Raw genomic sequence first — 16,384 nt, 5'->3', positions numbered from 1 at the left:
AAATTTATTCGAAATGCAGCAGTACCACATTTAACACCGAGCTTTCAAAAATGACTAAAGAATATTCAAAAAAAACTCTTTTACCTAACTTCTTACAAATGCGTACTTTTGTCAAGTAAGAACCTCTATTATTTATGCTCTTCAATTAGTTTACGAATCTCCGCCATGATTAATTCGGTTGCCTCGTCTGCGGAAGCTTTATTTCTTCTCATTTCTGTAAAATCGACCGGCTTGCCGTAAACAACCTTCAGTCGTTTGAAAGGTTTATAAGGGCCGATTATCGCGCACGGGACAACCGCTGATTCGGACCGAAGGGCAAAAAAACCGGCTCCCGCCAAACCCTTTCCCAATTGCCCTGTTTTGCTTCTTGTTCCCTCCGGAAACAATCCTAAAACATGGCCATCGTTTAAAATTGCCAGGCCTTTACGCAATGCTTCCCTGTCACTCATTCCCCTTTTTACCGGAAAGGCATTTACACGGGGAAGGATCTTTCCCAGTATCGGAACGGAAAAAACCTCGGCTTTCGCCATAAAATGGACCGGGCGGGGTGCATTGATGCCGACGACGGGAGGATCGAGATTGTCGATATGATTGGCACAAAGCAACACCCCTCCTTCTTTCGGAAAATGCTCTCTGCCGATCACTTCAAAACGATAGACAGGCTTAAGCAGCCCGTAAATTAGCGATTTCGCAAAACTATATAAATTCATGGTCATCCAATCCTTTCGCTGGCCAGCATCATGATTTTCTCAACAACCTCTTCGATTGTGAGCGAAGTTGTATCAATCTCCACAGCGTCCTCTGCTTTCTTTAAAGGGGCCACTTCCCGTTCGGAATCCAGCTTATCTCTCGCCGCGATTTCCTCTTTTAATTTTTGTAGATCGGAGCGAAATCCCTTTTGCAGATTTTCCTGGTGACGCCGCTCGGCTCTTTGATCTACGCCCGCCAGCAAAAACACCTTCACCTCGGCATCGGGAATGACATGGGTGCCGATATCCCTACCATCCATGACAACCCCGCCACCAACTGCAAACTTCTGTTGCCGCTTGACCATTTCTTCCCGTACTGCACGGTGCTTCGCAACAATTGAGACTGAATTCGTGACAACATCTTTCCTGATTTCAGTTGTTACATCCCTGCCATCCAAAAAGACCAGCTGTCCGCCTGCTTCCGGAACCAGTTCGATTTCCGAGTTGTGAAGAATATCCACTAAAGCATTCTCATTATGTAAATCAATATCATTGATTATCGCCTTATATGTAAGGGCCCGATACATCGCACCAGTATCTATATAAAGGTATGCAAGCCTTTCCGCAACGATTTTCGCAACCGTGCTTTTTCCTGCCGCTGCAGGTCCATCAATCGCAATTCGAATCTGTTTGTTCATGTTTCCTCCTAAAAAAGCGTTCCATTCAGATATGTAGTTACAACCGGGCTCTCTACTATCTACAAAGATAGAACCCTCGCCGGATCGTATAAAAATATGAATCACTTCTATTTTACCATAAGATGAACAGCCGCTCCTCTTAAATCGTCATCCAATGAATTTTTAAAATTTTAATATACAAAAAAGCAGGGCAGTCCCTGCTTTTTACTCGCCATTAAAAGTCTCAATCAGCTTGGTAAAGTTATTTTCACTAACCCCTTCATATTCGGCAAGCTGCTTTAATTCGGGAAGAATATTGAGGCTGTGAATAAAAATTTGTGTTCCGATCAGAAAAAAGAATTGCACAATGATAATTTTGATCAAAATTCGTTCAAATGTTTTCATTCTGTACGGCCCCTAAATTATATTCTATTCTTCCAGTATCGGAACCTTTGATATAAATTATTCTATAGAGGCAAACCTTTTTTCTTCATGGCAAGCTGCCTTTCAAAAATAAACCGGAGCAGCAGCTGCCTGTCCTGGCCGGATATATCGATAAACTGCAGCGAAATTCTGTTTCTGTCAGGGCCGGACGCTGCTATTCTGACGATCCTGCTTTTGAGATTAAGATAATGGTATTCGCCGCTTTGCATCGGCAGCACGAACCAAGTGTGGATCATTTGTCCCTCAAACAAGCTGACACCTTTTCCGGAAAGTATCGCCGCGCCGCCGGCACTTATATCATCTGAAATCGTCGTAAATGGCGGAAATTCTCCGTTTAAAGGATGAACCGCCACATCTGCCGGAGTTTTAATGCGGACATATTGTCTCCGCTGGATTTTTACAAGATGCTCTTTTCCGGGATAGCTCAATTTCAGCATTGGAATGTTTTGCTTAACCCTTCCTTTCACTTCGCAGTCAAATAAATAGACAGTGCCCTCTTCCGCGACAAAGCTTGCCTTTAATTGTGTCCCGTCCAGCAGGAATACCGTTTTCCCTGTATTCAAATTGATTGGGTAATCTATGTATAAGTCCTCACCTGACCGCTCGACAAGCTTACACTTGTACTTTTCTGAACCGCCCGGATAACTGGGCTCTAGTATAATTACATCACCAATCTTTAGCATGTTGTCCCCACTTCCCTTATAAGGAGAATGAAAAGATGATCTTTCCATTTTTATTATAATAAGAAAGCCGGCCAACTTTAAAGAAATATTTTTGACAGAGAAAAAAGGAAAGCCTTTACAGACTTTCCTCTAAACGACATCCTCATAGGTTGATTCCGCATTATGGAGCTTTTCCACTTTCTCTTCCACTCCGCTTTCAGAATTAATGTAAACGCGGTACGTATCATTATCCAGAGTTCCCAGGAACTCGTAGCAAAGAACTTCCTGGTTGAGGTCATTCATAATAACGGCAAGGCGATTCTCCATAATCTTTACATTTGGATTAATTTTTGCCCTGGCTTCCTCTTGAGTCAGGACAGGAGCGGGAATTTCCCTTGTTTGATGTGATCTTAAATAATCCTCGGCAGAGAGACTGATTATTTTTCCGTTATCCATCGCGACCTGGACCCTAATGCTGTCCGGGTAGACTCTGACACCATCCTGGTACGTAACAAAAGTAAAGACACCAATGTTATCATATTGGACGCTTTCAAACAGGTCAAGATTCTGAAAGCCATTGTCCTGCAAAAACCTGGCCGCGTTGTTGCTGGCATCGTTCAAGCTGATTTTCTGGTCCTTAACATCGCGTTTCACCATAAACCAGATTGGATGGCCGCCTTTTTTTGTTACATCCATGCTTGCTTCAAGATTGCTCCGTCTATCCTCCATTGAAACGCTGTAGAAGCCGAATTCTGAGCCATCACCGTTTTCCGTTACCTCCGCCTTTACATCCTCGCCCAGGCCTGTGTATTTTCTGGCGATCTCGGCAGCCTTCTTCTCGTTGATCTTCGGGCCTTCCAAGCGGTTGAAGTTTCTGTCATCTTCCTGCATATTGACAAAGGCAGGCCCAAAATCTGTTTCCGAATATCCGTCAACCGTTTTTTCAACTGTCTTGAATCCATCAATAATCGTATTGTCATCAGGCTCTTCTCCTGAGGCAAGCGCCATATCGACATCCATCCAGCGCAAATTGTTTGCAAGAACCATATGCTGGACCTTTCTCAGTTCCTTCTGGATGTCTGCCGATTGGCCATAAAGATTCTTCAACGCTGCATACTCTTTATCTGAAAGCGGTTCGTTTTCCAGGTCTCTTACCGCTGTCTGATAGCTGAAGTCGCCGATCTGTGAAAGAAATTCTTCGGTTTTATTAAATGGCAAGATCGTCAACGGAAGCTGCCCGACATCGCTGTGTGCTTCAGATGTAATTTTCCACACTTCTGCAAGAGCCGGTGATAATGAATTTCGGGAATTCATCGCTAATGTCGTGCCAATCTTATCGTGCAATAAATCGATCTGATAGGTTAAATCATGGAAGGCGCGTTGGTAGTTATTTTCCGAATTAACCAGGATAGCGTTTTTTTCGCGATGCTCCTGATAGCCCCAGAATGCTGTCCCTGCTACTGCTACGACGAGTACACCGATCAATATATTTCTAAACATATCCTTTTCACCCCTAACGACAGAAAATATGTTTTCCGATTTGTTTTATTTGCGGCCTTGTCCATATCCATCCTGATGTTGCCGTATCAGGATTAAAGTAATAAATGGCATTTTCGCTTGGATCCCAGCCGTTAATGGCATCGAGAACGGCTTTCCTCGCCTGTTCGTTTGGTGTCAGCCAGATTTGTCCGTCCGCTACAGCCGTGAAAGCCCGCGGTTCAAAAATGACGCCGGCAACAGTATTGGGAAATGTTGCGCTTTCAACCCGGTTTAAAATAACTGCTGCGACCGCAACCTGCCCTTCATATGGTTCTCCCCTCGCTTCACCATAAACCGCATTGGCCATCAGCTGGATATCATTTTGTGAAAAACCGTTCGGCACGTTGGCTGCCGTAGGCCGGGCCGGCTGGGCAGGTGCAGGTGCACGTTGGCCGGCGGGTGCTTGAGGCTGAGCTTGTCCGCCTCCCTGGCCCCCGGGCTGCTTTTGTTTGTTAAGGTCTACCCCGCCATAATGGGAGAATTTATTTCCTTTATTAATTTGCTGCTTAACAAACTGTTCATTATACTTGGACGCTTTTACTAATTTGTTCTTCGTTGTCTGTCCAACAAGCCCGTCGACCGGAAGCCCGAATTCATATTGGAAGTTTCGGACTGCCCAGTATGTTCCCCAACCAAAAACCCCGTCAATTTCACCGTTGTAATAACCGATATACTGCAGCCTTGATTGCAGTTCGATCACATCTTCCCCTACAGCCCCATGCTGTATTACTTGATTTGTAAAGGCAGCCGCCTTCTGCTCGTGGCTGGCCGTTGGAATCAGAATACATAGGGACAAGGACATCAATACCTTAATGGTTAATAACTTCTTTTTCATCACAGTTACCCCCAGATGTAATACTAATTTTAAGTATTGAACCTATTTTTTGTAGTGGTAGGATTTTTATTCAAAAAAGGAAAAAACCCTTCATCATGGTTGAAGGGTTTTTGGAATGTCGTATTGGGTTTTTACGTACTGGCTGCTTAGTGCTCTTGCCATTTTTACCTTGCGAAGGCCAAGCCACCAAAGGAAAATCATGAACGGAACAATAAAAGCCGCCCAGTTATCCCGGGAAAGAAGGATGTAATCATAGGTTCCATGGAGAAGAAACGGCATAAAGAGGGAGAACATAATCCATTTTTTGTTCGAGTTGGCAGAAAACTTCCCTTTTCCAATATAATAGCCCATAATGACCCCGAACAAGGCATGGCTTGATACAGGTAAAAGGGCGCGGCCAAGCGCATACTCAAGGCCATTGGCAATTAAATACATAATATTTTCAGCTGTCGCAAACCCGAGGGAAACAGAAGCCCCATAAACAACTCCATCATACGGTTCATCGAAATGAACATGCGGATACACAGTATAGAATAGCACAAACCATTTAAAAAATTCTTCAAGCAGGCTTGTCGAAAAAAATGCCGAAGCAAATCCCGATTGAATAAGGTGCTCTGTTTCTAACACGTATTGGATAAACATGATCGGAAATACGAGCAGAGCTCCAAAGACAAACGTTTTAAAAACCATTGAAACAGGCTCAGTTTCATATTGGTCTTTTAAATAAAAATAGCTTAACAATGCTAAACCGGGTGCAATCCCGGCAGATAAAATTCCCAGCATGAGCTGTCCTCTTTTCAATCTGTTTCCTTAATCGTATCATGTAATTAGAGGAATGAAAATCAAATCTTGCTATTAGACAAACAGAATTAAAGTACTGCGGGAGGAGCTAGCAACATGAAAAAAAATATTCTTGTTATTCATACAGGCGGGACCATCTCAATGAGTGAGGACGCTGCAGGTTCAGTGATACCGGCAGACAAAAACCCGCTCATTGAGAAAACAGCCGCGCTGTCGAGCATGGCAAACCTGATTATTGAGGAGCCTTTTCGCCTTCCTTCCCCCCATATTACAATAAAAGAGATGCTCCAATTAAAACAGTTAATTGAAAATACTTGTTCTGCAAGAGAAATTGACGGTGTCGTGATTACACATGGCACAGATACATTGGAGGAAACCGCTTATTTTCTTGAACTCACTGTCACAGCCAGGGTACCGATTGTGATTACCGGAGCAATGAGGTCCAGCAACGAAATTGGCTCTGACGGCTTATACAATTTGATGTCGTCGATTAAAACAGCGGCCAGTGATGAAGCAAAAGGAAAAGGCGTCCTTGTCGTGTTAAATGATGAGATTCATACGGCCAAAAATGTCACAAAAACGCACACTAGTAATATATCCACTTTTCAAAGCCCTCAGTTTGGCCCGATCGGGATGGTAACGAAAAGAGGCGTTTTCTTCCACCACGCACCAACAAGAAGCGAATGCTACGATATAAAAGATATCTCGAAGCAAGTCATTCTTTTAAAAGCATATGCCGGAATGGATTCGACTCTGCTCCATGCGATCAGTGAAATGAATATTGACGGTTTAGTGATCGAGGCGCTTGGCCAGGGCAACCTCCCGCCAGCTACACTGGAAGGAATAGAAAAGCTGCTTGGCAGCGGGATTCCGATCGTGCTTGTGTCTCGCTGCTTCAATGGCATCGCCCAGGATGTATATGGTTATGAAGGGGGCGGCAAGCACCTGAAGAAGCTCGGAATCATTTTTTCAAATGGATTAAATGGCCAAAAAGCACGGATCAAGCTGATGATCGGCTTAACCCATACCAGTGATAAAGAATCGATTGAAGCGATGTTTCAGATCTGAAAAAAGCTGCTCCGCAACGTGCGCGGGGCAGCTTTTTTAGCGTCTGTTGATTAGAGCTTGTGCAATCAAGTCGCCGTGAAAGCGGCCGTTTTCAATGAAAATTTCGTTTGCATTATTGCCGGCTGCGATGACACCTGCAATAAAAATACCCTTCACATTGGTTTCCATCGTTTCCGGGTTAAAATGTGGCCGGCCTGTTTCTTCGTCGACGTTAACGCCCATTTTCGTCAAAAAGCTGTGGTCAGGATGATAACCTGTCATCGCAAACACAAAATCGTTTTTGATTGTATGGTCCTGGCCGTTTTTCGTGTAAATGACAGCATCTTTCGTAATTTCCTTTATATGCGCTTCAAATTCCATTTTGATCTTTTCATTGCGGACCAATGAGTCAAATTCCGGCAATATCCATGGTTTGATGCTTTGGGAATATTCGCTGCCCCGGTATAGAACAGTAACTCTTGCTCCCGCCTTGACAAGCTCAAGCGCGGCATCAACACTTGAATTTTTGCCGCCGATAACGGCAACGTCCTTATCAAAAAATGGATGGGCTTCTTTAAAATAATGGGCAACCTTCGGCAACTCTTCCCCGGGTATATTCAGATAATTGGGATGATCGTAATAGCCTGTGGCCACGATGACAACAGGAGCTGTGTAAACCGCTTTATCCGTTTCAACCACAAATTCCTGCTCGCTCTGTTTATCGACTTGCAGCACTTTTTCAAAAGAATTGATGCGCAGTTCCTTTCGCTTTACAACCTCCCGGTAATAAGAAAGGGCCTGATTTCGCTTTGGCTTATAATTTTCAGTTATGAATGGCACATTGCCAATTTCCAATTTTTCGCTTGTACTGAAAAAGGTTTGATGGGTTGGATAATGGTAAATGGCGTTGACAATATTCCCTTTCTCAATAACGAGTGGGTTTATTCCGATTTCCTTCAGCGAAATCGCCGCTGCCAAACCGCACGGCCCGCCGCCAACAATAATCGCATCTTCCCTGTTCATTTATGTTCACTCCTTAAAACAAACACTTCGGCACATCGGATCATAAAAATCTCCTATCTTTTCATGATAGGAGATTTTATCATTTTATACAAATCGAATGATTGCTTGTTTTTCGCCGGGTTAATGCCGCAAGCTTAAATCCAGCCCCGGAATCGGGATGCTTCCGCCATCTTCCTGACTCCGACCATATATGCCGCGAGTCGCATATTAACACGGCGGTTTTGTGCTGTGTCATAAATATTATTAAACGATTTGCACATCACTTTTTCTAATTTTTCTTCCACTTCTTCTTCTGTCCAGTAGTATCCCTGGTTATTCTGAACCCACTCAAAATAAGAAACGGTCACTCCGCCTGCTGAGGCAAGCACATCGGGGACAAGGAGAATCCCCCGTTCGGTTAAAATTTCGGTCGCTTCCAATGTCGTTGGCCCGTTTGCTGCTTCAACAACAATGCCTGCCCTTATATTATGGGCATTTTCTTCCGTGATTTGATTTTCTATGGCAGCCGGAACAAGAATGTCACAATCCAATTCAAGCAGCTCTTTATTCGTTATCGTGCTATTAAATAATTTTGTCACTGTTCCAAAACTGTCACGGCGATCGAGCAAATAATCAATATCTAAACCGTTTGGATCGTACAGACCGCCATAGGCATCAGAAATCCCCACAACTTTAGCGCCCGCATCATGCATAAATTTTGAGAGATAACTTCCGGCATTTCCGAACCCCTGGACGACCACTCTGGCGCCTTCCAGCTTGATGCCTTTTTTCTTGGCGGCTTCCCTTATACAGATTGTCACACCCTTTGCCGTAGCTGATTCACGGCCGTGTGATCCTCCCAATACGAGCGGCTTCCCCGTAATAAACCCGGGTGAATTAAATTCATCAATCCTGCTGTATTCATCCATCATCCAGGCCATGATCTGCGAATTGGTAAACACATCCGGAGCAGGGATATCTTTTGTAGGGCCGACGATTTGGCTGATTGCCCGTACGTATCCCCTGCTTAAACGTTCAAGCTCCCGGAACGACATATCCCGCGGATCACAAATGATTCCGCCCTTTCCACCGCCATAAGGTAAATCAACAATTCCGCATTTTAAGCTCATCCAAATTGAAAGAGCTTTAACTTCAGTTTCTGTTACATTTGGATGAAAGCGTATCCCACCTTTGGTTGGGCCGACCGCATCATTATGCTGGGCCCGGTAGCCAGTAAAGACTTTTACAGAACCGTCATCCATCCGAACCGGAATTTTCACAGTCATCATGCGAATCGGTTCTTTCAATAATTCATAAACCTCTTCAGGGTATCCAAGCCTTTCAAGAGCTCTATGTATGACAGTTTGTGTTGACTTTAATACGTCATGCTTGTCTTTATCATTTGTATGTGTCGTACCTTTCTCGGCTACCATTCGTAAACCTCCTAAAGAAATCCTTTTGCGGATACAGTCCGCTTTCATTCAAAAGTATACACCTTTGCTTGATTTATGCAAGAAGAAAAACCTAGTTTTCGGCATTTTTTGATCATTTATTGAAAGCGTTGCCAAATCAATTATTTAAAGGAATTGCTCAGCACTGTCCATCAACTGTTTTCCCCTCAGCCATGAACAAAAACATCTGCTTTTCAAAGCAAATGATCCCCTGAAAAAAATGTATTATAAATGATGTTTGATCGTTAACTTATGTGTGCCCATCTCCCGGTTAAATAATGAGTAAAAAGAAAAAGCGGAATCCCGCTTGTTCATTTTTCAAAAAAATGGACAAGCGTTTCAACCGCCTTTTCCAATATAATTTCTTTCCCGTATTCCTGCAGTCTATGAATCGTCATTAACGACGGATTTCCATACTCCGCCAAGATCGGAATGATTTGGTTTGCATCTATGAGGGAGCGTTCATCCATAAGTAAGTAATAATAATCATTAAAGGCATATAAGCTTCCGCCGGTTATTTTCATGGCAGCAAGACGGCTTGCGAGCTGAATAACCACCTCTATCCCCGCAAATTCAAAGAGAATATTGTCACTGTCTTCGGCCATGACTTGCATTTCAATAAAGCTGTCGCTAAGGGATTCTTCTTCCTCGCTTTGTTCCTCGACCGTTACAATCATGATCATTCCCTGGGCCTGAAGCGAAAAAATTTCTACCGCTACAGAGCCATGGAAATCAACCCCAAACTCTTCGCTTGCTTCCTCAAGCATATCATGAAAAAGCTGATGCCACTTCAAAGAGTCCAGCCAAATATCTTCCTTTGACAAACCTCGCTCCGTTAAATCGTCCGAAGTTAAAAATATTTTTATTTTGTTGCTTGTTAATCGTTCTAAGCGCATGACCATGCCCCCTGCTATGAACAAAGCTCTTAATTTTAGTTTATGAAATATTCGGAGGTTGGTGAGTTGTTTCTTCTTGGCTCATGCTGGTTATGTTTATAGTTACTCGCTTTTTAAAGTAATTAGATGCGTTTCCGCTTTGGCACCAAGTCGGAGCGGTAAAGCGGTCGTTCCATATCCATTGCTGACGAATAGCTTCGTTTGCTCCAAATCCCTGATTCCTCCTTTTTTATACGGACTGTAACCAAGGATGCGGATTTGGCCGCCATGAGTGTGGCCGCTGAGGACAAGGCGAATATTGTGTTGAACGTCTATTTTCCTGCTAATGTTCGGGTTATGGCTTACAAGAATTTTAAAGCCATCATCCCCTGCATCCTTGAGAGCAAGATCAAGGCGGTCGCGTCCAATGCTTGGATCATCAACGCCAAGCAATTGAATGGTTTCACCGTTTGCCGATTCAAACTGGACAGCTGTATTGTCTAAAATTTTTATGCCCGTTTCAAGCAAAACAGCATCAAGCTGGTGGTGATCGAGCTCGTAATCATTATTTCCCCATACAAAGTATACGGGCCCCAGCTTTTTTAATTTAGTTAAATTCTGCTTTATCCGGTCTATTGAAACACCCTTTTCAGCGAGATCGCCTCCAATGATGACAATATCAACGGAATCGTCCACTTTCTTCATTAACGCATCTGTTATGAAACGGCGGTGGATATCCGATATAAAAAAGATTTTTACAGCCCCAAAGCTTTTTGGAAAATCAGCGAAAGACAATTCGTGTTTGATTACCCTGTCCGAAAAAGCCTCTTTCCACATATACAAAAGCAAGCCGGCGCCGGCTGCCGCGATAATCCAGATAAATTCCATAATTCCTCCTGAAAACCCGATCTTATTCTGCTTTATTTCTAAAATCATATCATATAAGGCCGGCAAGCAGTAAAAGCAGCATCCGCGATAATAAAAATCCCTTCCATACGTTTGTATGAAAAGGGATCTTCTTTTGAAACTGGAAGTAAACTATTTGTTAGTCTTCGACAATATCCAAAATCCGGAATCCTGATGATTCCAGCTTTTTAACGAATTTATCGATATTATCTTTCTTTTCCACTTTCATGACAATTCGGCGGACAAGCTTATCGGTCTCATCAAAGGTGACCAGTGAAATAATATGTTCATGGAAATGATGGGCGATTTCAGCAAGCCGGGCAATCCGTCCTTCTGTTTCGACAGAAGTAAAGGCAATTCTTACGCCCGGTTTATTCATGCCAAATGCACTTTGGAATTGTTCCAGTACATCAAACCTAGTGACTGCCCCAAGAAATTCCCTCTTGTCATCGACAACTGCGAGAAGGGGAAAATCTTTCAATAGCAATAAAGTTGTTTCAAAAATTTCCTGGCCTTCTAAAAACTTCTCCTGGTGGGTTGCGATATCTTTCACAAGTGTGGTTTCCAAAAAATCGTCTTTTGATTTTCCGGAAATAAAGAAATTTTGATAGATTGAGGCTCTCGTAATAATCCCTGCATAACGATCGCCATTCAGAACAGGCAGGCCGTCAATTTGATGGGCTTCCAGCATATTCAGAGCATTTCTTACGCTTTCATCGTGTTGAATCGTATAACATTTATACTTCGGAATCATGATGCTTTTTACAAACATGCTTATCACCTCTAATAATAAAATTCGACATAACTATATATTCTCTACGTGCGGGAAAATCCCTTTTTCTGTGCAGTTTATTTATGATTTGTTCAAATTTTTTCACAAAATTGCCCAAAAAAATATGAATGTCGCCATTGTTATTTGTTTTCATGATATAAGTTAATATCATAATTTTTTTTCATCATTTCAAAAACAAGATGCCGCGATTTCCATTCGTCTTCTTTCTTCCATAAATCCTTGCTCTTATCGATAATTTCACATCTTAACGCATGGAATTCTTTTTCAGCCTTGTCGCGCTTTTCTCTCAGCAAGTTCATCAAGCCATATGTTCCGAACACAAACACTAAGCAGTAAAAGTTGACCGAGTTGCCGACAAAGGCGGAAAACATTGAAGCAAACGAATATGAATACGGCTGGAGCACCGATTCATACAAATAGAGGAGATAAAGAAAAGCAAAACAGATGGTCAGCCACATGACAATTAAATGCCGGAATTTGAAGCTGTCAAATTTTCTTTTTCTTTTAACGACGCCTTGAAGCATCTGCTTCGTGGCCTCATCCGTCTTGTCGTCGAGCATCATGATCGGTGTTTCCAACACTTTCCCTCCCTTATGTCCTTTTATACAAATGTATGAACTTGTCCAAGCATATATGTTGCGTTCAAAACAAAAAATCCCGGCGATATGACCGGGATTTCTACTGTTCAATTGGAATTTTAAGTTTTTGGCCAACCTGGATTTCATTGTTTTTAATATTGTTCGCCTGTTTAATCTTTTCAATCCCCGATTGTGATTGATAATACTTCATGGCAATTCGGTACATCGTTTCCCCGGGAGCAACCGTATGATATATCACAGAAGCGTCCTGTTCTTTTGGCGCAGCACTCGCAGCGGATTGGGATTGTTGGCTTGCAGCGTTTGCTTCTGCCGCGGGTGCGGGTTGGGTACTCTGTTCACCGTCTTTATTGCCGCCTGCAGCCACCGCAGCTTCAGCTGAAGGGACAATGAGCGGCTGCTGGTCCGGATTTTCTTCCAACACATTATCATCCAGGTTGCCGGCAGGCCCGGTACTGTTTGGCTTGTCTTTCGACCCTTCAATATCGATGGTATCATAGCCGCTGCCTTCCTCGCTCTTATCTGTCCCTCCCGGTTTATCGTTTAAATATGAATACGCACTGAAAATACAGATCGGCAGCAAAATAAAAAAGAGTGCGAGAAGACGGATAATCGGGTATTTCAGCTTCCATTTATTTTTCTTTTGCCTATTGCGGTGAATTTCTTTTCTTGGCGGCAATCCACTGCCTGGATTATATTCTTCCATTTTGGGATGATTGATTTTTTGCCTCAATCGTTCCGCCTGATCTCTATAAGGATTTTCTCTATTCATGAAACATCCCTTCCTGTTCAAGCTGGTTATCGTTTTTTCTATATTTGATCGTTAAACCCAGCAAAAAATCAATTAAAAAATGCATAAAAATGGTGACTGCCAAGTTGTTTGTCCAATAAAAAACAAACCCGATCAAGAAGCTTAACAGCACAATATTGATAAACAAAAACCAATTAAATAAATAACGGTAATGTACAAGAGCAAAAATAAGACTCGACACGATTATGCCGAAATGCGTTTGAATAACTCCCCGGAACAATATTTCCTCCCCTGCAGCCACCACCGCGGAAATGACGGCAATGTGTGCTATATTAACGTTGCGGAAAATTTTCTCATTGAGTCCTCCATCGTCGTAAAAGGAAGGAGGGAGAACCTTCATTAACAGCATATCAGCCAATACAACCCCAACTCCTGCAATTCCCCCTACAAAAAGGATATTGGGATCAGACCATTTAAATAAGTCGAAAAATGTTGAAAAGCTGTCAAATAATATCATACCTAAAATCAGCGCAATCGTTAATAGTAAGATTTGCGTTCCATACAAATGAAACAACAATTCTTTTGCAGATAACTGTTTTATTAGTTCTTTATACCTGTCATTCATGTGCTTTTCGCCCACTTTATTTTAATAACATTTCAGCCAAAAGCTTTCTCCATTCGTCAGTTCCACTTGTTTCTTTGTTCGGCTGAATTTCATTTTCAATGGTATTTTCAAAATGATGCAAGTCGAAACCACAGGCATCACAGCAATTTGCTGCAGGTAAAGATGTGGCTTCGGAAAAATAATCCAATATTGCTTTACGGCGGCAGCTGTGTCCATCGACCCATTTTTTCATTTCTTCAATTTTTCTGCTTTTAAATTTAGCCCGGGCGTTTGAAAAAACGGCGAGCCTGGCAATTGTCTCTTTCAGTGGCAGCTTGGCGTGAAAGCCATCAAGCAGGTACTTTTTGGTGATCCGCCATTGTATTTCAGTAAAACCACAGAACCTGATGATTTCTTCAGCGCTTAAATCGTGTTCGGGAGCGGTCCTGCCGCTTTCAATCAACCAGGATTCCAGCCTGTGCAGCTGCGCCCCGGAAGGCAGCTCCTTTTCAGCCAACTGGGCGGAGAGCTGCTCATCTCCAGAAGAATATAATAAAATTGCGACACTCGCCTTTCCATCTCTTCCGGCCCGGCCTATTTCCTGCAAATATGATTCAAGCTGGATCGGCATATGATAGTGAATAACAAAGCGGATATTATCCTTATTTATTCCCATTCCAAATGCGCTTGTTGCACAAATGATGTCAAGTTGTCCCAGCAGGAACTGCTGCTGGACAAGGATTCGATCCTCCTGTTCCATTCCGCCGTGGTAAGGCATTACTTTGGCTATTCCTTTATCACGCAGGAATTGCGCCATTTGCTCGGCCAGCCTTTTACTTGAAAAATAGATAATTCCCGGCCCTTTTAAAAGAGTTGCATAATGAAACAGCCTTTCCTGCTTGAAGCGAAAGTCTTCTACATGTTCTGCTGCAAGTGTAATATTCGGCCTGTCAACCGAAAAGACGATTTGATTCATTTCTGCTATTTTTAAAGATTGAATGATGTCCTTTCTTACCTCGCTCGTTGCTGTAGCAGTGAGGGCCAATGTTAATGGATCGCCGAGGCGGATGCGGATTTCGCCAAGTCTTTGATAATCCGGGCGGAAATCGTATCCCCATTGTGAAATACAATGGGCCTCATCAATAACAAAAAGGGAGACATGCAAGCTGGCAAGCCTTTTAATCACAAAATCGACCGTCAGCATCTCAGGCGATATAAATATAAACTTGTAGCGATGAAGCCCATTTAAAACATGCCGCTTTTCTGAGCGTGATAAAAATGAATTGATCGCGACAGCTCTTTTTTCGCCGCGCATCATCATTTGCTCAACCTGGTCCTGCATTAACGAAAGGAGCGGCGACACAATTAAAACAGCTCCTTCGCTTGCATAGCCGGCAAGCTGATAGCATAACGATTTCCCTGTTCCGGTCGGGAGCATCGCCAGTGTATGCTTTCCTTGCAAAAGCGATTCCACCGTTTCTTTTTGTCCCGGTCTAAATTCATCATGATCAAAGAATTGTTTTAATAAAGCCTCTAAGTCCATATGTCGCCACCTAATTTTGCCATTACTAAGCGAATTTCAAAATAATCCGCCATGGGGGCATATTTTCTAATCTGTTTTAACTGTTTGGAAGTTGCCAATTCCGCTGCTTTTTGAATCACCTTTTGTTTGTCGATGTCCACATATCGGGAAATATCAAATTCCTGTATATTTAATGCCATTTCGACGATATGGTCTTCAATGGTGCTTTCCTTTAACCTTCTGATTGCAGCAATTTCTTGAAGAGTGCGGCCCTCGTTGATCATTTGGAATGTTCTCGCTGTCGATTTCGTTAACGGCAGCTCTTTGTGCAGATCAGTAATTAAAGGATGAAGCAGCCTGTACTGGTCGGATTCCCTTTGAAGTAAATCCAATAAAAAATGAATGAAGCCAAGGAATTGCAGATGGTAATGACCCAAATCAATCCCGAGCTGCATCGCTGCCTGTACCGGTGTTAAGCCCGCCCGGTTATGGCCGGAAAGGCGTAACACAATGACCGAAGGGTCGGACTCATGGTTTAATTCAAAACAGGCTGTCAATTCAGCGTGAAGCTCGCGGGCGAGTGCCGCTCTGTTTTTCCCATGGGCAGATAAATAGCCCTTTAACCAAAAAAGCGTTTCTTTCCGTTTTTGTACCGGTATGTACTTTGTTTCATGATGAAGCAGATTGGAACAAACTTGAACGAGAATGGACAGCCGTTCCCAGAACAAATCTGTCAGATGATGATTTTTCCAGCCATTCAAAGAGCGTGGTATCGGTTTTTCTTCCAACCGATGGGCCAGCCAATCCAAGCCTTTTTTTGTCAATATATAATGCTGGGGGGCCGTCTCCTCAAGCAAGCCCTCTTTCGCACAGTTCAATACGGTCTGATCGAATTCTGTTCTGCTGATAAAAGAAAACGCCTGAAACAATTCGGTTATATTAAAAAGGTACGCATCCTGAATCGTCTGGGATGATTTTTTCCCTTTTAAGAGATGATAAACAGAGTAAATGGTTCTTTCGCCATTTATTTGCTTTAAACAATATAATATGATCATTCCTAAATAGGCATTGAACATGGTATCACCTGTTCCCTTTTTCACTTCATAAACGGTAGATCAGGATTCAATTAAGAAAAGCGCAAGCGCCTTGGTCAGCCCCGACAAGCGCTGGCCGACTAAGAGCGCCACGTC

The 16,384-nt window shown here is 42.9% G+C and carries 18 protein-coding genes; 1 reads left to right on the top strand and 17 read right to left on the bottom strand.

Going from position 1 to position 16,384, the window contains the following annotated elements:
• Positions 1-128 precede the first annotated feature (128 nt).
• The 7 genes from CU633_RS20025 to prsW form a co-directional block, all read right to left on the bottom strand.
• On the bottom strand, positions 129-710 hold the full coding sequence (locus CU633_RS20025; RefSeq protein WP_101662325.1) for a lysophospholipid acyltransferase family protein: 582 nt from the start codon (positions 708-710) through the stop codon (positions 129-131).
• Positions 711-712: 2 nt separating this feature from the next.
• A complete protein-coding gene (gene cmk, locus CU633_RS20020; protein ID WP_101662324.1) occupies positions 713-1,387 on the bottom strand; it encodes a (d)CMP kinase in 675 nt (224 codons plus the stop codon).
• Positions 1,388-1,591: 204 nt separating this feature from the next.
• On the bottom strand, positions 1,592-1,771 hold the full coding sequence (locus CU633_RS20015) for a YpfB family protein (protein WP_101662323.1): 180 nt from the start codon (positions 1,769-1,771) through the stop codon (positions 1,592-1,594).
• Positions 1,772-1,833: 62 nt separating this feature from the next.
• Positions 1,834-2,493, bottom strand: a complete 660-nt coding sequence (locus tag CU633_RS20010; protein WP_101662322.1) for a flagellar brake protein — start codon at positions 2,491-2,493, stop codon at positions 1,834-1,836.
• A gap of 129 nt (positions 2,494-2,622) precedes the next feature.
• Positions 2,623-3,972 (bottom strand): germination protein YpeB, encoded by a 1,350-nt coding sequence (gene ypeB / locus CU633_RS20005; RefSeq protein ID WP_101662321.1) that lies wholly within the window; start codon positions 3,970-3,972, stop codon positions 2,623-2,625.
• 13 nt (positions 3,973-3,985) lie between these two features.
• Positions 3,986-4,846: a spore cortex-lytic enzyme gene (gene sleB / locus CU633_RS20000; protein WP_101662320.1), complete on the bottom strand. Its 861-nt coding sequence runs from the start codon at positions 4,844-4,846 to the stop codon at positions 3,986-3,988.
• Positions 4,847-4,939: 93 nt separating this feature from the next.
• Entirely contained in the window at positions 4,940-5,629 is a 690-nt protein-coding gene (gene prsW, locus CU633_RS19995; RefSeq protein ID WP_101662319.1) for a glutamic-type intramembrane protease PrsW, read from the bottom strand.
• Between the two features lie 114 nt (positions 5,630-5,743).
• Here prsW and CU633_RS19990 point away from each other — a divergent pair, with 114 nt between their 5' ends.
• Entirely contained in the window at positions 5,744-6,715 is a 972-nt protein-coding gene (locus CU633_RS19990; RefSeq protein ID WP_101662318.1) for an asparaginase, read from the top strand.
• Between the two features lie 36 nt (positions 6,716-6,751).
• Here the strand turns inward: CU633_RS19990 and CU633_RS19985 are convergent, their stop codons facing one another.
• The 10 genes from CU633_RS19985 to CU633_RS19940 form a co-directional block, all read right to left on the bottom strand.
• The gene (locus CU633_RS19985; RefSeq protein WP_101662317.1) at positions 6,752-7,717 is read right to left on the bottom strand and encodes a YpdA family putative bacillithiol disulfide reductase; all 966 of its coding nucleotides are present in this window, start codon (positions 7,715-7,717) and stop codon (positions 6,752-6,754) included.
• A gap of 134 nt (positions 7,718-7,851) precedes the next feature.
• A complete protein-coding gene (locus tag CU633_RS19980) occupies positions 7,852-9,129 on the bottom strand; it encodes a Glu/Leu/Phe/Val family dehydrogenase (protein WP_101662316.1) in 1,278 nt (425 codons plus the stop codon).
• Positions 9,130-9,458: 329 nt separating this feature from the next.
• On the bottom strand, positions 9,459-10,043 hold the full coding sequence (locus tag CU633_RS19975; RefSeq protein WP_101662315.1) for a genetic competence negative regulator: 585 nt from the start codon (positions 10,041-10,043) through the stop codon (positions 9,459-9,461).
• Between the two features lie 102 nt (positions 10,044-10,145).
• On the bottom strand, positions 10,146-10,910 hold the full coding sequence (locus tag CU633_RS19970) for a metallophosphoesterase (RefSeq protein WP_101662314.1): 765 nt from the start codon (positions 10,908-10,910) through the stop codon (positions 10,146-10,148).
• A gap of 157 nt (positions 10,911-11,067) precedes the next feature.
• Positions 11,068-11,700: a CBS domain-containing protein gene (locus tag CU633_RS19965; protein ID WP_101662313.1), complete on the bottom strand. Its 633-nt coding sequence runs from the start codon at positions 11,698-11,700 to the stop codon at positions 11,068-11,070.
• A 140-nt stretch (positions 11,701-11,840) separates the two neighbouring features.
• On the bottom strand, positions 11,841-12,299 hold the full coding sequence (locus CU633_RS19960; protein WP_101662312.1) for a YpbF family protein: 459 nt from the start codon (positions 12,297-12,299) through the stop codon (positions 11,841-11,843).
• 100 nt (positions 12,300-12,399) lie between these two features.
• Positions 12,400-13,089, bottom strand: coding sequence for a LysM peptidoglycan-binding domain-containing protein (locus CU633_RS19955; RefSeq protein ID WP_101662311.1), 690 nt, complete (start codon positions 13,087-13,089; stop codon positions 12,400-12,402).
• Positions 13,082-13,693, bottom strand: a complete 612-nt coding sequence (locus CU633_RS19950) for a CPBP family intramembrane glutamic endopeptidase (protein WP_101662347.1) — start codon at positions 13,691-13,693, stop codon at positions 13,082-13,084. Before CU633_RS19950 ends, CU633_RS19955 begins: the two co-directional genes overlap by 8 nt.
• Before the next feature lie 16 nt (positions 13,694-13,709).
• Positions 13,710-15,215 carry a RecQ family ATP-dependent DNA helicase gene (locus CU633_RS19945; RefSeq protein WP_101662310.1) on the bottom strand — a complete coding sequence of 502 codons (1,506 nt, stop codon included), beginning with the start codon at positions 15,213-15,215 and terminating at the stop codon, positions 13,710-13,712.
• A complete protein-coding gene (locus tag CU633_RS19940) occupies positions 15,206-16,270 on the bottom strand; it encodes a helix-turn-helix domain-containing protein (protein WP_101662309.1) in 1,065 nt (354 codons plus the stop codon). The genes CU633_RS19945 and CU633_RS19940 overlap by 10 nt, the downstream gene beginning before the upstream one ends.
• Positions 16,271-16,384: the final 114 nt, after the last annotated feature.

This window comes from Bacillus sp. V3-13 (assembly GCF_002860165.1).
Lineage (GTDB): Bacteria > Bacillota > Bacilli > Bacillales > Cytobacillaceae > Bacillus_BJ.
The sequence above is the reverse complement of the archived record's forward strand: the minus strand, read 5'-3'. Positions and strand labels throughout refer to the sequence as shown.

What these genes read in the sequence shown, in the direction of transcription:
- CU633_RS20025 (WP_101662325.1), bottom strand. Translation starts at nt 710, where the DNA reads ATGAATTTATATAGTTTTGCGAAATCGCTAATTTACGGGCTGCTTAAG.
- cmk (WP_101662324.1), bottom strand. Translation starts at nt 1,387, where the DNA reads ATGAACAAACAGATTCGAATTGCGATTGATGGACCTGCAGCGGCAGGA.
- CU633_RS20015 (WP_101662323.1), bottom strand. Translation starts at nt 1,771, where the DNA reads ATGAAAACATTTGAACGAATTTTGATCAAAATTATCATTGTGCAATTC.
- CU633_RS20010 (WP_101662322.1), bottom strand. Translation starts at nt 2,493, where the DNA reads ATGCTAAAGATTGGTGATGTAATTATACTAGAGCCCAGTTATCCGGGC.
- ypeB (WP_101662321.1), bottom strand. Translation starts at nt 3,972, where the DNA reads ATGTTTAGAAATATATTGATCGGTGTACTCGTCGTAGCAGTAGCAGGG.
- sleB (WP_101662320.1), bottom strand. Translation starts at nt 4,846, where the DNA reads ATGAAAAAGAAGTTATTAACCATTAAGGTATTGATGTCCTTGTCCCTA.
- prsW (WP_101662319.1), bottom strand. Translation starts at nt 5,629, where the DNA reads ATGCTGGGAATTTTATCTGCCGGGATTGCACCCGGTTTAGCATTGTTA.
- CU633_RS19990 (WP_101662318.1), top strand. Translation starts at nt 5,744, where the DNA reads ATGAAAAAAAATATTCTTGTTATTCATACAGGCGGGACCATCTCAATG.
- CU633_RS19985 (WP_101662317.1), bottom strand. Translation starts at nt 7,717, where the DNA reads ATGAACAGGGAAGATGCGATTATTGTTGGCGGCGGGCCGTGCGGTTTG.
- CU633_RS19980 (WP_101662316.1), bottom strand. Translation starts at nt 9,129, where the DNA reads ATGGTAGCCGAGAAAGGTACGACACATACAAATGATAAAGACAAGCAT.
- CU633_RS19975 (WP_101662315.1), bottom strand. Translation starts at nt 10,043, where the DNA reads ATGCGCTTAGAACGATTAACAAGCAACAAAATAAAAATATTTTTAACT.
- CU633_RS19970 (WP_101662314.1), bottom strand. Translation starts at nt 10,910, where the DNA reads ATGGAATTTATCTGGATTATCGCGGCAGCCGGCGCCGGCTTGCTTTTG.
- CU633_RS19965 (WP_101662313.1), bottom strand. Translation starts at nt 11,700, where the DNA reads ATGTTTGTAAAAAGCATCATGATTCCGAAGTATAAATGTTATACGATT.
- CU633_RS19955 (WP_101662311.1), bottom strand. Translation starts at nt 13,089, where the DNA reads ATGAATAGAGAAAATCCTTATAGAGATCAGGCGGAACGATTGAGGCAA.
- CU633_RS19950 (WP_101662347.1), bottom strand. Translation starts at nt 13,693, where the DNA reads ATGAATGACAGGTATAAAGAACTAATAAAACAGTTATCTGCAAAAGAA.
- CU633_RS19945 (WP_101662310.1), bottom strand. Translation starts at nt 15,215, where the DNA reads ATGGACTTAGAGGCTTTATTAAAACAATTCTTTGATCATGATGAATTT.
- CU633_RS19940 (WP_101662309.1), bottom strand. Translation starts at nt 16,270, where the DNA reads ATGTTCAATGCCTATTTAGGAATGATCATATTATATTGTTTAAAGCAA.